Origin of the sequence: Sphingobium sp. RAC03 (genome assembly GCF_001713415.1) — a bacterium.
Taxonomy (GTDB): domain Bacteria; phylum Pseudomonadota; class Alphaproteobacteria; order Sphingomonadales; family Sphingomonadaceae; genus Sphingobium.
In genome coordinates this window covers 972,552-985,612 of record NZ_CP016456.1, presented here as the reverse complement: position 1 = coordinate 985,612, position 13,061 = coordinate 972,552, and the positions used below count along the sequence as shown (strand labels likewise).

The 13,061-nt window shown below is 57.8% G+C and carries 11 protein-coding genes and 1 pseudogene; 8 read left to right on the top strand and 4 right to left on the bottom strand.

The features are described 5' to 3' along the window. The first annotated feature begins 114 nt into the window (after positions 1–114). From BSY17_RS21550 to BSY17_RS09330, 7 genes and pseudogenes are all read left to right on the top strand, one after another. Positions 115–264, top strand: a complete 150-nt coding sequence (locus tag BSY17_RS21550) for a hypothetical protein (RefSeq protein WP_171899213.1) — start codon at positions 115–117, stop codon at positions 262–264. A 63-nt stretch (positions 265–327) separates the two neighbouring features. Further along, positions 328–468, top strand: a pseudogene (locus BSY17_RS21895) (Rieske 2Fe-2S domain-containing protein); the annotation flags it as partial. A gap of 192 nt (positions 469–660) precedes the next feature. Next, positions 661–1,368, top strand: coding sequence for an RHO alpha subunit C-terminal catalytic domain-containing protein (locus tag BSY17_RS21890; protein ID WP_335681351.1), 708 nt, complete (start codon positions 661–663; stop codon positions 1,366–1,368). 110 nt (positions 1,369–1,478) lie between these two features. Beyond that, positions 1,479–1,979, top strand: a complete 501-nt coding sequence (locus BSY17_RS09345) for an RNA polymerase sigma factor (protein ID WP_069065306.1) — start codon at positions 1,479–1,481, stop codon at positions 1,977–1,979. A 1-nt stretch (position 1,980) separates the two neighbouring features. After that, on the top strand, positions 1,981–2,904 hold the full coding sequence (locus BSY17_RS09340; protein ID WP_083217096.1) for a FecR family protein: 924 nt from the start codon (positions 1,981–1,983) through the stop codon (positions 2,902–2,904). A gap of 94 nt (positions 2,905–2,998) precedes the next feature. After that, positions 2,999–6,037 (top strand): TonB-dependent receptor, encoded by a 3,039-nt coding sequence (locus BSY17_RS09335; RefSeq protein WP_069065305.1) that lies wholly within the window; start codon positions 2,999–3,001, stop codon positions 6,035–6,037. Between the two features lie 90 nt (positions 6,038–6,127). Next, entirely contained in the window at positions 6,128–7,552 is a 1,425-nt protein-coding gene (locus BSY17_RS09330; RefSeq protein ID WP_069065304.1) for a phosphoesterase, read from the top strand. A 328-nt stretch (positions 7,553–7,880) separates the two neighbouring features. Here BSY17_RS09330 and BSY17_RS09325 read toward each other — a convergent pair whose 3' ends face one another. Next, positions 7,881–8,525 carry a TetR/AcrR family transcriptional regulator gene (locus BSY17_RS09325; protein ID WP_052027529.1) on the bottom strand — a complete coding sequence of 215 codons (645 nt, stop codon included), beginning with the start codon at positions 8,523–8,525 and terminating at the stop codon, positions 7,881–7,883. 120 nt (positions 8,526–8,645) lie between these two features. Here BSY17_RS09325 and BSY17_RS09320 point away from each other — a divergent pair, with 120 nt between their 5' ends. Then, positions 8,646–9,692 carry an aromatic ring-hydroxylating dioxygenase subunit alpha gene (locus BSY17_RS09320; RefSeq protein WP_069065303.1) on the top strand — a complete coding sequence of 349 codons (1,047 nt, stop codon included), beginning with the start codon at positions 8,646–8,648 and terminating at the stop codon, positions 9,690–9,692. A 292-nt stretch (positions 9,693–9,984) separates the two neighbouring features. Here BSY17_RS09320 and BSY17_RS21275 read toward each other — a convergent pair whose 3' ends face one another. The 3 genes from BSY17_RS21275 to BSY17_RS09310 all read right to left on the bottom strand — a co-directional run bounded on the left by BSY17_RS21275 (position 9,985) and on the right by BSY17_RS09310 (position 13,056). Beyond that, positions 9,985–11,814, bottom strand: a complete 1,830-nt coding sequence (locus BSY17_RS21275; protein ID WP_150125765.1) for a hypothetical protein — start codon at positions 11,812–11,814, stop codon at positions 9,985–9,987. Between the two features lie 406 nt (positions 11,815–12,220). Beyond that, a complete protein-coding gene (locus BSY17_RS21270) occupies positions 12,221–12,391 on the bottom strand; it encodes a DUF4214 domain-containing protein (RefSeq protein ID WP_150125764.1) in 171 nt (56 codons plus the stop codon). Positions 12,392–12,456: 65 nt separating this feature from the next. After that, positions 12,457–13,056 carry a hypothetical protein gene (locus BSY17_RS09310; RefSeq protein ID WP_150125763.1) on the bottom strand — a complete coding sequence of 200 codons (600 nt, stop codon included), beginning with the start codon at positions 13,054–13,056 and terminating at the stop codon, positions 12,457–12,459. Positions 13,057–13,061 lie beyond the last annotated feature (5 nt).

Genomic DNA, 13,061 nt, shown 5'->3' with positions numbered 1-13,061 from the left:
CTGCCCTATCTTTCCCTCGCGCCAGGCCAGCCTTGCGTGGTCCGCAGGCACGGCCACTGCCCCATGAATGCAGAATAATGCACGGGGCATCTATGGGAGGATGAGATCAACGTCATGGAAACGATCGAGGGGCTGCAGCAACGCGTCGACTATGAGAAGGGGCGTAAGGGCTATCCCGAAGGCTTTCCTCCATTGCCGGACATCCCGGCCGAGCGCTATATTTCGCCGGAATTTTATCAGCTCGAACTGAAATATCTCTGGTAGCGCAGTTGGCTCTATGCCGGGCATAAAGATCAGTTTCCCAAAGTCGGCAGCTTTCTCAAGTTCGAGGGCGTCCCCGGCATGCCGGTCATCGTCGTGCGGACGGAAAATGGCTTCAACGCCTTCTACAATACCTGCTCGCACCGCGGCGGTTGCATCGTGCAGGAGCGTCAGGGGACGTGCCTGGGCAAGCGGCTGATCTGCGGCTACCACGCCTGGACCTATAATCTGGACGGCGAACTGCTCGGCGTGCCGGACAGCCGGGATTTCGACGGGCTGGACAAATCCAAGCGCGGCCTGGTGAAGCTGCGATGCGAAACATGGGGCGGCTGGATATTCATCAATGCCGCGCCCGATGCGGAACCGCTCCAGCAATATCTGGGTGTCTTGCCGGGCCAAATGGCGCAATTCGACCTCGACAAGCTCAGCTACATCACCAGCTACAGCTATGACGTGGCGTGTAATTGGAAAGTCCTGATGGACGCCTTCGCCGAAAATTATCACTTCGTTTCGGTCCACCGCGGCAGCGTCGGCCTGCCTGGCCCCAAATGCGCGGTCGATCATCATGGCACGGTGATGTCGCTGTTCAAAAACGGCCACTCGCGCAACATCCTGCCGTGGAATGATGGCTTTCAGCCGACGGCCGACGTGTCGGAGGAAACCGGTTTCAGCATGGGTATGGGCGGGATCGCCGATATACCGAGCGTCGGCCCGATCCCCCGGCAGTTCGTGACCGCCTTCACCGCCTTCCCGAACCTGACCACGCCGGTCTATGCCAATGGCTTCCCCTTGCTGCTGTTCTGGCCCACGGGGATCAACACCAGCCGCTTCGAAGTCATCTGGTTCGGATTGCCGCATGGCGAGAGCGCATTGCCGGAGGCGTGGAAGCAGAAGATCGAGGCCTTCAACTTCATTCTCGATGAGGATCTGACCTACCTGCCGAGCGTTCAGCTGTCGGCCGAATCCCCGGCCTTTCGCTCGATCGTGCTCAACTATCAGGAGCGCCGCATCTATCATGCCCATGAACAGATCGACCGCGTGATCGGCGCGGACCAGATTCCCGAACGGCTTCGCGTCCAGCAAGTGCTTGCGCCCTTCGTGGAATAGGAGACGCCCGCCGGACGCCTCGTGCAGGATGTCCCGCATCGCCGTGCATGTCATGATGCTGACGCCGATCTGTCATGAAATCGTATCGCCCCATTCCTAGACGCGCGGCGATGGAATGTTCAAAGGCATCGACGCGCGAAGGGGCGCTGGGCTTTAGCTGGGTCAGGCTGCGCAATCAGATTGCGCGCATGACCCGGCGCGACGATGCCGACGATCTGCTGCAGGATGCGTGGCTCAGCGTTGCGGCGCGGCGGACACAAGCCGACAATGCCGAAGCCTTGCTTGCGCGGATCGCGACCAATCGCGGTATCGATGCCTATCGCCGGGAACGGCAGGTCGGATCGACCATCGTGGCGGAAACGACGAGCGACAGCGTCGCAGACAGCTTCCCCCTGCAGGACGAAGTGATGATCGCGCGAGAACGTCTGGACCATGTGCGCGGCGGGGTCGCGCAACTCAGCCCCCGCACCCGCCAGATTTTCTTGATGTATCGCCTGGACGGGCGTAAATATCGCGAGATCGCCGAGGAGTTGGGGATCAGCCAGAGCGCAGTCGAAAAACATATCGCAAAAGCGATGGCGCATCTGGCCGAATGGATGGAGCATTGGTGACGTGAACTTCCGCAGCAAGCCGGAAAATGTGAACCGGCAGGCAGCGGATTGGCTTGCGCGCTTACACGCCGACAACCGATCCACCCAGGACGAAGCGGCATTTCGCGCCTGGTTGAATGCTGATCCGTCCCATGCCCTGGCCTTCGATCACAGCTCCACCGTCTGGGACGCCGTCGGAGGCCTTCGCGACGATCCACGCAGCGCGCCCGCGCCGCAGCGATTGTCGCGCCGGGCCGTCATGGCCGGGGGCGTCGGAATCATCCTGTCCGCGGGGCTGACGGTCGGATGGCAGCAGGCGCAGGCTGGCGTGTACCGGACAGGCGTTGGCGAGCAGCGCCGCCTGATGCTGGATGACGGCACCCGCGTCATGCTGGACACCAATACGCAGATCCGGTTCCGCGCGCGCGAAACCATGCGCCTGCTCTCGCTCGAAACGGGTCGCATCAACCTGGATATCGCCCGCGATTCGCGTCCCTTCGTCATCGAGGCGGGTGACAGGCGGGCGGTGGCGGACATGGCCCGGCTCGATCTGCGCCGCGATGACGATCATGTGACGCTGACGGCCATTCAGGGCAGCGCCCGTGTCGAGGCGATGCAGGCGCCGGTCCTGCTGTCGCAAGGGCATCGCATCGCCATGACGGCCGGGCATCCCGATCAACTCGACCGGCCGGAACTGGAAGACCTGACGGCGTGGCAGAGCGGTCGCCTGGCCTTCCGCGATCAAACGGTCGCCGAGGCGGCGGCGGAGATGAACCGCTACGCCGAACGGGCACTGGTCGTGTCCGACGCCAAGGCTGCGGCCATGCGCGTCAGTGGCGTCTACAGCGTCGGCAATCCCGAAGCCTTCGCCCGCTCGCTCGCCGTCCTGCTGCCCATTCGCGTCACCGCACAGGCCGACGCCGTCCGCATCGCCAGCATGTACTGATTTTATTTGCATGCGGGGGGTGGGGAAATCCCGACCCCCAGCGACGAGGATATAAGCGGCGCTCGCGGGGAACGCCGAACAGGGACATCACATTATGATCAGTTTGAAACGGCAGCTTTGCCGATCGGCGGCGCTCGCCCTCACGCTTTCCTCCATGGCGATGTCGGCCACGCTGCAGGCCCAGACGCAGGGCCAGTCGCGCCAGATGCGCGTGACGATGGCCGCCCAGCCGATGGCCAGCGCGCTTGAACAGCTGGCGCGCCAGAGCGGTCAGGACATCCTGTTCACGCGCGACGCCGTGGCGCAACTGCGGTCACCCGCGTTGTCGGGCATGTTCGACGCCGAAACCGCGGTACGTCGGCTGGTCGCGGGCACGTCGCTGGTGGTCGTGCGTGATCGCGCGGGGGCGCTGATCGTTCGCCCTCAGACGGCGGCGGCCGCAGAAACGCCGGCAAGCGCCAACCTTGATACGGCAGCGAGCAACAATATCGTCGTGACGGCCAGCTTTTCCGAAGGCGTCGGCCGGTCGCTCGATTTGAAGCGCAAAGCAGATTCGATCGCGGATGCGGTCGTCGCGGCCGACATCGGCAAACTGCCGGCGTTCAACGTGGCCGAGGCTTTGCAGCGCGTGCCCGGCGTTACCATCGTCCGTGAAGCGGGCGAGGGGCAGTTCATCAGCGTGCGCGGCCTGGGGCCGAATTTCCAGTCGGTCACCTTCGACGGCATGCCGCTCGCTTATAACGAAAATATCCGCAATTCGGGCCAATCCGGGCGTCAGTTCCGCCTGCAAATCCTGCCCGCGACATTGATCGACAGCGTGGTGGTGGTCAAGTCGCCCACCGCCGACCTGGTCGAAAGCGGGATCGGATCGTCGGTCGACATCCGCCTGATCAAGCCGCTCGATCGCCCATCCTTTATCGCCGCCAACGCCTATGCGGGGTATGAAGAGCGTACCGACACGGTCAATCCCAATGGCACGATATCGGGCGGCTGGCGCAACGCGGACGGCACCTTCGGCCTGCTGGGCGGGCTGTCCTATTCGCGGCGCGAGGTGCAGTTCGACCGCCTGCGCATGGGGTGGCAGGAAGCGGAGGTCGAGGGTTTGGGCACGTTGCGCGTGCCAGGCGATGCGCAGCCCTATCTGGAGCTTGAGGATCGCGAGCGGATCAGTGCGGTGCTGGGCGTCCAATGGCGTCCGTCATCCACGTTCGAGATCGACATTAACGGCCTCTATTCGCAGTTCAATAACAAGACGGTCGAACAGCGGCTGACCTATTATATTCCCAACGACTTGTCGCGGCTCGACCTGTCCAGTGCGGTGGTCGAGGATGGACGGCTGGTCGCGGGCACGATCCGGGGCGCGCGCATCCGCAACTACAGCGAAAATATGGATCAGTCGCACCAGAATCTGCAGCTCAATGCGACCATGAAGCTGGACCTTGGCGGCTGGCAGATCGAACCGCGGGTCAGCTATGCGCGGGCGCGCAGCGGCCTCGACACGCCGATCCAGCGGGTACAATATCGTACCCGCAGCGGTGCGGGCGGCAATCTGACCTTCGATTTTCGCGGCGACGTGCTGGGCAATCAGCGCATCACATCGCTCTACACCGATCTCGACCTGACCGATCCGTCGGTCATGCCGTTCGAAAGCTTTGCGATCCGGCCGATCAATTCGGAAGACGAAGACAAGAGCGCCATCGTCAACATAGCGCGCGACATCGATTTCGGCCTGGGTGGCGTGACCTTCACGCGGCTGCGTTTCGGCGGCCAGTTTTCCGATCGCTATCGCGATTATCAGCGTCGTGATCGCAACAATGCCGTCCTGCGGAGCGGCGCGACCCGGACGGATGCGTTCCTGCAATATCCGGTGGCCAGCAACGCCTTCGACCAATCGATCGCCAATCGCCAGACTTGGGGCAGCGTCGATTGGGCGTTGTTCAATCAGGCCTATACGCTGGGCAGCGAATATGATGGCGTCAGCCCTAGCGCGTACGACCTTGATCCGACCGCGGCCGACCTCCAAAATTCCTATCGGATCGGCGAAAAGATCCTGGCGGGCTATGGTCGGCTCGACTTCGAATCGATTGTCGGCAACGTCCCGGTCACCGGCAATTTCGGCCTGCGCTATGTGCGCACCCGTACCAATGTTCGCGGCACGACGATAGCGCCCGTTTCCGATGGCGCGGGCGGGGTGACGACGCAGGTGACGCCGACCACCACCAAGGCGAGCTATGGCGAGTTCCTGCCCAGCGCGAACGCCATGTTCGAAATCGCGGACAATATGCAGTTGCGGCTCGGCGTCGCTCGGACGATGACGCGGCCGTCGCTGTCGGAATTGCGCAATTCCATCAACACCAACAGCGTGACCGTGACGAGCATCTTCAACGAAGGCGCGGCCGCGCTCGCTGACCCGACGCTCAACCTGACCGCAGCCGCGGGCAATCCGAACCTGCGTCCCTATACGTCGTGGAACCTGGACGTTTCCTTCGAATGGTATTTCGACAAGTTCGGCGCCTTCACCGTCGCGGCGTTCCACAAGGACATCAGCGATTATGTCGCGTCGGATTTCGAGACGCGCACGCTAGCCTTTGCCGTCAACGACGGTTCGACGCTGCCGGTGGATATTCTGGTGTCGACGCCGACCAATGTCGGGGATGCCACCATATCCGGCATCGAGTTCGGCTATACGAAAAAGCTGCCGTTCGGCCTGGGGGTCACGGCGACCGCGACCTTCGCCACGTCGAAGCTGGAGCTTGATCGCACGGGCGTCGGCCTGCAATCGGCCGGTATCCAGGGCGTGTCCGACGTCAGCTATTCGATCACGCCCTTCTTCGAATCCGGGCCGTTCGAAATCAACCTCAGCTACACCTATCGCAGCGATTATATGACGGATGCCGGGGCGGTGGTCACATCGCTGCCCAGCCCGGAAGATGTCGTGCCCTATTATCAAAAGGGGTTCGGTATCGTCGATCTGGGCGCCAGCTATCAGATCAAGCCCAATGTGGAGATGTTCGTGCAGGCGGTGAACCTGTTCGACCAGCGCCAGGTGTCCTTCGCCGGAACGGAGCAGGACGTCAGCGAAATCCACACATTCGGCCGCACGGTCAACTTCGGCGTTCGCGCCAAATTCTGACCCCGGCCGCTGTTGCCGCACCGTGGCGGGGCCATCGCCTCGTTACGGTGCGGCACGCCCCCAAAACGGATTTTTCGGCGAGGAAGCTGCATGGACCGCATGTTCATCATCGGGGCGTTCGCCCTGGGCGCCCTGACAGGGCCGGTACAGGCCAGTCCCGCCGATGGTCGCCGCTGGCTTGCGGGCGACCATCATGTGCATAGCATCTATAGCGCGCAATATCGCGCCGACCCGGCCCATCCCGATGTGCCGCCTGCGCCGATCATCGGCGGCGATTCGTCTCACACCATTGTCGAAAACGCCCGGATGGCGCGCCGTTTCGGCCTGTCATGGATGGTGTCGACGGACCATGGCGGACCCCGTCATTCGATCCTCAACCATGAGCGTGCCTGGCCCGATGTCGTCGTGGCACGCAAGGCCGTGTCGGACCTCGTCCTGTTCTACGGCGCCGAGTTCGACGTGCCCGGCGGCGAACATGCAAGCCTGATCCTGCCGATCGACGCGCAGGAGCGCGATACGCTGCGCGCCATCGAATCGCGCTTCGGCAAACGCGAGGCGTTCCCGGCTGACCCGGCGCGCAACACCAAGCCCCGCATGATCGCGGCGCTCGGTTATATGGCCGACTTGCCGAACGCCCCTGTCGTCATCGGCAATCATCCGTCACGAACGGCGACGGGACTTGGCCAATGGGGGCTTCACGCGCCCGCCGAATATCGGGCCTGGCATGATGCAGCGCCCCATGTCGCGATCGGCATGGAGGGTGCCCCTGGGCATCAGGCGGCAGCCCCCAAGCCAGGACTGGACGCAGCCCACGGGTCGCGCGGCCTCTATGGCGGATATCCCACGATGGGTGGCTTCGATCAGATGGTCGCCACGCTTGGCGGCGGATGGGATGCCCTGCTTGGCCAGGGGCTGCACTGGACGATCACGGCCACGTCGGATTCGCATGGCCACTGGACGGCCGGTGGGGCCGATTTCTGGCCCGGCGAATATGCCAAGACATGGGTGTTGGCGACACCGACCGGCGCGGACATTCTGGACGGCTTGCGCAGCGGGCGCGTCTTCGCGGTGACGGGCGACCTTATCGACGCGCTGGATTTTACGGCGGCCCGCGTACGGATGCCCGGTCAGCCTGCCGCCATTGGCGATACGCTCGCCGTGCCGGGCGGCGAGGACATCGTCGTGACAATCCGATGGCGACCGGCCCGCACGGCGAACGCCCATGGCGACGTGCCAAAGCTGGATCATGTCGACCTCATCGCAGGCGGCCCCTCCGCAGCGGCGGGTGATCGCAACGCGACGGCCAAGGTCATTCGCCGCTTCACCGCCCAGCAATGGAAGCAGGAAGGCGATTATCACGTCGTCGAACACCGCATCGGCGCACAGGACATGCCCCGCTACCTCCGCGTCCGTGGCACGAACACGACGCAAACCGAACCCGGTCCCGACCCCGTGGGCGAAAATCCCTGGAACGACCTGTGGTTCTATTCCAACCCGATCTACATCGATCGATAGGCAGACGTCAGGCCGCAGTGGAACCGGGGCAACTGGATGCACTTCGGGCAGGAAGGGTGGGGCACTAGCTTGCGATCTGTCCTCACAGACAGCCCGTGGTCGAGCAGACGAGCGTAGAAATTGCGGTCAAGCTGCGGGGCAGGGACTGCGCTACCCTTGCGCACTGCTCATGCGTGTCGAGGTCGGACAGAAAGGTATCGCTATCCATTGCGACACCGGACAGATGGCGGCGCGGCTCGCGGTCACCATAATAGTTCCACAGTAAAACCGGATGCAGCGCTGATCCCGTTCATTGCCCAAGCGTATCGCTGGCGAAGGGAGCGCTTGGTCAGGCAGAAGCGAAAATGGGCACCAGCATATGGTCAATAGCCTTATCCACCCATTGGGTTTCGTTTGCCTCCACCCCTGCGAGTCGCGCGATCAGTTCCGGGTTGCCGAATGTTATCAGTGCGGCACCGATCAGTGTGAAATAGGCCATGACCGGCTCTGCACCCGCCAGTCGGCGTTGCGCCTGCAACCCGTCGAACAAAGGTTCGAGCAACCGCCAAACCGGTTGGCCGAAATTGGCGACCACCCATTCGTGGCGTGCCGACAGGACAGAAAATTCCTGAAGCATCAGGCGCGTCAGGCGGGGATTTGACGCGAAGGTCCGCAGAAAGTCCGGCAAAACCTTATGGGCGGTAGCGACGGGGTTGGCCAGCGCATCAGGCGTTAGATGCGCCCTTAGATATGCCTCGCCCTGACGTGCGAATGTTTCGATAACCTGCTGCCAAAGCGCCATTTTCGAAGGGAAATAATAGGCAAGATGGCCCTGCTCGATACCCGCCGCCGCCGCTATCGCCCGCGTACTGGCGCCTTCAAAGCCCAGATCCGAAAAAACCCGCAGCGCTGCATCAAGAACGAGCCGTCGATTTTCCTGACCATCATAGCGGGCGGGACTGCTGTCCTTTGGCGGCTTCTTTCCTTTATTCATCCGCCCCGTTTGCCGGTCCCGCACGCCCGGCGCAAGGGTCAAGTTTGTCGGTTGACAAATATCTTGGTCATATGACAAACACTAGACTCGTGAAAAACTGAACCGTCTTGGGAGAGAGCCATGTATCCGCTTGCCGCTGATCAACCCTATCCGCGTAACCAATGGTGGGTCGCGGCCTACGCATCGGAACTGGGCCGGACGTTGCTGGCCAGGGACATTCTGGGCGAGCCGGTGCTGTTCTATCGCACAGAAAATGGTGATCCGGTTGCGCTGGCAGGCATCTGTCCCCATCGCGCCTTCCCGCTGAAACGCGGGCGCTTGGTCGGGGATGCCGTGCAATGTGGGTATCACGGCTTTACTTTTGCTGCTGACGGGCATTGCCAGTTTGTGCCCAGCCAGAAGAATGTGCCGCAAAAATCAGCTCTGCGCCGCTACCTGATCGTGGAACGAGGCAATCTGCTGTGGATCTGGACCGGACAAGAAAGCCTCGCCGATCCTGGCCTGATCCCCGATATGGAAGCGATCGGACCTGGCAATCCCGACTGGGTCGTTGAACAGCATCCGCTTGCCACCGTCGATGCGCGTTATACGCTCTTGATCGAAAATCTGCTCGATCTCAGCCATGTCACCTTCATTCACGCCAACACCATTCCGGGCGGGAGCAAGGTGGTCGAAATTCCGGTCACGCTGGCCGAGACCGAGCGCAGCCTTACCGTCCAGCGCAACGGTCAGAACCTGCCACTCAATCCGCTGATCCAGATGCAATTCCCCCATCAGAAAGGGCCGGTCCATCAGCAATTTGATGCAGAATATCTCGGCCCCTGCCTGATCCGCACCGGTGGCGCTATAAGCGACGCCGCTAGTGGCACCGTGCTGGGCATTCAGAATTTTCTGCACATGATCACGCCTGCATCGCCGACCCGGCTGCACTATTTCGTCAATACCGCACGCAATTTTGGCCTCGACAATCCCGCCTTGGCCACGATGAACCTGGGAATGGGTACGCGCATCCAGCCCGAAGACATCGATGCCATCGAAACAATCGAAGCCGTGCTGCAATCGGGTGCGACGCTGCCGACCGAGATCAGCGCGCGGATCGACAATGGCGCGCTGAAAGTTCGACGCCGGTTGGAAGCACAGATTTTCGCTGAGACGGGCTGCGCTTGATTGGAAAGATGTCTCGACCACGCTTGAACCGCAAGCTGCCTGAACATCTCGAATATCGGCGCTAAAAGGACTGAAATAGCGTCAATCGAATGTTTGGCGTGCTCAATCAATAGCGTTGTATCGCTACCCGCTATAACAAGACTGCCCTCTCGTTCGAGAGCGTCCACAACCTCTCTGCCGTACACCAGTGGATCAAGTGTTTCGTCAAAATGACATATTTTTTTCGTCCGTCATATATTTATATTATTATATAGAATGTTGAAAATTTAACCAAAAATATTCATAATTATTATTATTTAGATGAATTATTATTAATTCTATTCATCATAGTAGACCATCGGCGATCAAAGGCATCATACTCTTCTGCCCTTCCGCTAGAAATAAACTCAATTTCGGCGAGAGCCTGATGCATTTCTCCGCGTTGCTGTTCGAGCGCATGGTTTGCCTGCTGAACATCATGTTCAAGAGCGGAACATCTTTCCAAGGCTGCCTGCATTTTAGCCGCAACGGATATGCGGCCCTGTTCGCTCTCCGCATATCGGCGTTCAAGCGCGCCATAATAGGCCCGGCTTTGCGCCAACTCTTGCTCCAGCGTTTCAATCCGCCCCATGGCCTGTGCCAATTGACCGGTCAGCGACTGATGGTGCGCCTGCTTATCAGCCTCTGCCGCATCGAGCTGGTCGCTGAGCGCCCGCGCTCTATTCGCTGCCTGCTGAACATCATGTTCGAGGGCAGCGCATTTTTCCTGGGCTGCCTGCATTTCTGCCGCGACGGATATGCGGCCCTGTTCGCTCTCCGCATATCGGCGATCAAGCTCGCCATAATACGCCCGGCTCTGCGCCAACTCTTGCTCCAGCGTTTCAATCCGCCCCATGGCCTGTGCCAATTGATCGGTCAGCGATTGATGGAGCGCACGCTCTGCCTGCAAATCCCGTTCTGCTTCTTGTAGGCGCAAGACACTATTTTCCAGATCGTCTGATGCGGTCTTTATCCGCGCCGCCAATTCCTCCGCTTGTCGGTTGGCGGCGGACTGAGTCTCATTCAGTTCATCGGTAACGGCATTAAAACGCTCCTGCAAATGCCTGTGAGCAACGTCACCCATTTCCAGTTGAAGATGCGCTGATCCCGCTATGCGACAATATTGCTCATACCCTTCCCGAAAGGCTGCAAGTTCGCTATCTACGGCAAGGCGAAGCATATCGTCATTGGTGCCATCGATACCTTGCGCAAACAGTGAGCGCACCATGCTAACGACGCGATCTATGTCCTCGATCAATCTTTGCGGTGCTGAAATGATATCGCTGTAGTCAGACAGATCGACGCTTAAAAATGTATGATCCATGATCATACGCTCAGCTATGTCTAAATCAGATTTTGATGGGGACTTGCTGAAGTCAATTTTTATATCAAAATGATCTTTATATCTAAAGTTCATGTAAATATGAATACATAAAAAACCGATAAGTAGGATATCATGATCGTCTTTTGAATAAACTTCACCGGAAATATTTTCCGCGAAAAAACTTTTGATTTTTAATATAAAATCTTTCTGATTTTTTGAATTTACTGTTTTCAAAATTGTTTTAAAAAAATATGGATTGCAATTTTGTGATTGATTTGAGTAAGAAAACCATTGGTTAAGAAGGCTTCTCTTGATAAAAATGTGTGTGCCGCCAATTTGGCTCTTTATCATATCAACGCGTGCGATGCTTCGCGTACAAGATAGAACGGGCACTCGACGATTCTGCTGTGCCAGATTCACAAGAGAAGCAAGATAGGCGCTTGTTTTATTAACTCGGTCACGGTCGCCATTTAATTCCAGAAAAAAATCTGAAAACGCCATTTCTTGGTCAAAGCCCTCTATGCCTTTGACTTTCTTGAGAAGTGGGCTGAATTCTGAAAAATAGGGCGCACCTGCTGGGTGGTGGGAATTCCAAGTCGAAGGAGATTGAAGAATATTCTTGAAATTTATATCTTCAAGAATTTCGTTGAATATTTCATAGTAGCAATAACATTTGGGATTTTCTCTGAACTTAGACCAAAGCCAAGTGCTTCCAGTTCGGAATGATGAATGCAAGAATATCGGCTTGAAAATTTCATCATCATGTTTGCGAACTGTCATTGATTTTCCTGATAATCAATTAGCAGATAGAAATATTTATATACTAATATCAATTAAACGATTTTATCGGATAAAAAATAAAATAATGCAGAAATGCATAATTCGTAAACAGATATATTTTTAACAAACCCGTCGAGTGCGATGTGAATTATCATCTACGGCACTGCTAAAAAGCCTTGTGGGAATAGGGCTGCCGCATCTGGCGCAGCAATCCATTTCTGTTACCAGTGCAAACCCCTATACAGCACTAATGAATCCTATTACGGTGGATGACCTGACACACGGCGCAATCAATGATGACTACGATCCTGGAGAATTTGCTAGATATTTGAGTATCTGCTAGATACTTTGAAGGCGTGATTACCTTCACTAGCGACAGCCTAGTGCGACAGATCTACCGTCAGGGTCACCGTACTATATGTTTTCCTGCAAATTCTTCGCTTTCGATTATTTGCGCAATCATCTCAATACGGGATGTCCCGATATTCAATTGATGCGCGATTGCATCCTCACTCTCAGGCTCGCGACCGAGAAAAATTTTGTAGATCCAAATCACATCTTCACGGCTCATAGCCATATCACTGCCCTCATATTTATAACTATATTTGCCTTTTTGGCGGTAGATTTTATACCCGCAGAAATCTAATTTGAGGCATGGCCATCAGAGCTATCGACGTCGCCTGAATTTGCCTCTTTTATAATATTGATTGTGATTTCTATATATTTTTGGCGCATGACTTCGGCCTTATCTCTGGAGTCGATCAACTCGCTTTGCAGACGCTCATTCTCCTGCTGCATCATAGCAAGGCGCATTTCACTTTCATCCAAAGCAGCGATCAGGCGGGCACGTTCATTCTCTCGTTCCGCCAAGGCTGCACTGGTCTCGATTGACAAGGTCGCGAGCACTTCACGCAAATCACGCAATCTACCATTTTCATTCAAAGCGGCCGCCAATTTATCCTGAAACGCCGCCGCCGATGCCTTGTAACGATCCCGTTCAAACCGCGTGTCCTCGGCGTTCAGCCGCATCTTGCGCTGATCTACCTGGAGGTTGCAAATTGCTTCGCCAAGCTTAAGCAACTCGAACGCTTCCCGACTGCGTGTGTCTACTCCCACCTGTTTGACTTTCGAGATAGTCGGGCTTTTATCTGACGTATCGCTGCGCACGGTCACGCCTTTACGTTCGCCTTCATCCATAATTTCATTGTTCCCATCGTTCAATCGACCTGTGCCGTTAGTCATCTGTC

Excerpts from the sequence above, each read along its gene's own strand:
- BSY17_RS09345 (WP_069065306.1), top strand. The coding sequence starts at position 1,479 with ATGGAATGTTCAAAGGCATCGACGCGCGAAGGGGCGCTGGGCTTTAGC.
- BSY17_RS21275 (WP_150125765.1), bottom strand. The coding sequence starts at position 11,814 with ATGACAGTTCGCAAACATGATGATGAAATTTTCAAGCCGATATTCTTG.
- BSY17_RS09335 (WP_069065305.1), top strand. The coding sequence starts at position 2,999 with ATGATCAGTTTGAAACGGCAGCTTTGCCGATCGGCGGCGCTCGCCCTC.
- BSY17_RS21890 (WP_335681351.1), top strand. The coding sequence starts at position 661 with ATGGCGCAATTCGACCTCGACAAGCTCAGCTACATCACCAGCTACAGC.
- BSY17_RS09325 (WP_052027529.1), bottom strand. The coding sequence starts at position 8,525 with ATGAATAAAGGAAAGAAGCCGCCAAAGGACAGCAGTCCCGCCCGCTAT.
- BSY17_RS09320 (WP_069065303.1), top strand. The coding sequence starts at position 8,646 with ATGTATCCGCTTGCCGCTGATCAACCCTATCCGCGTAACCAATGGTGG.
- BSY17_RS09330 (WP_069065304.1), top strand. The coding sequence starts at position 6,128 with ATGGACCGCATGTTCATCATCGGGGCGTTCGCCCTGGGCGCCCTGACA.
- BSY17_RS21270 (WP_150125764.1), bottom strand. The coding sequence starts at position 12,391 with ATGGCTATGAGCCGTGAAGATGTGATTTGGATCTACAAAATTTTTCTC.
- BSY17_RS09310 (WP_150125763.1), bottom strand. The coding sequence starts at position 13,056 with ATGACTAACGGCACAGGTCGATTGAACGATGGGAACAATGAAATTATG.
- BSY17_RS21550 (WP_171899213.1), top strand. The coding sequence starts at position 115 with ATGGAAACGATCGAGGGGCTGCAGCAACGCGTCGACTATGAGAAGGGG.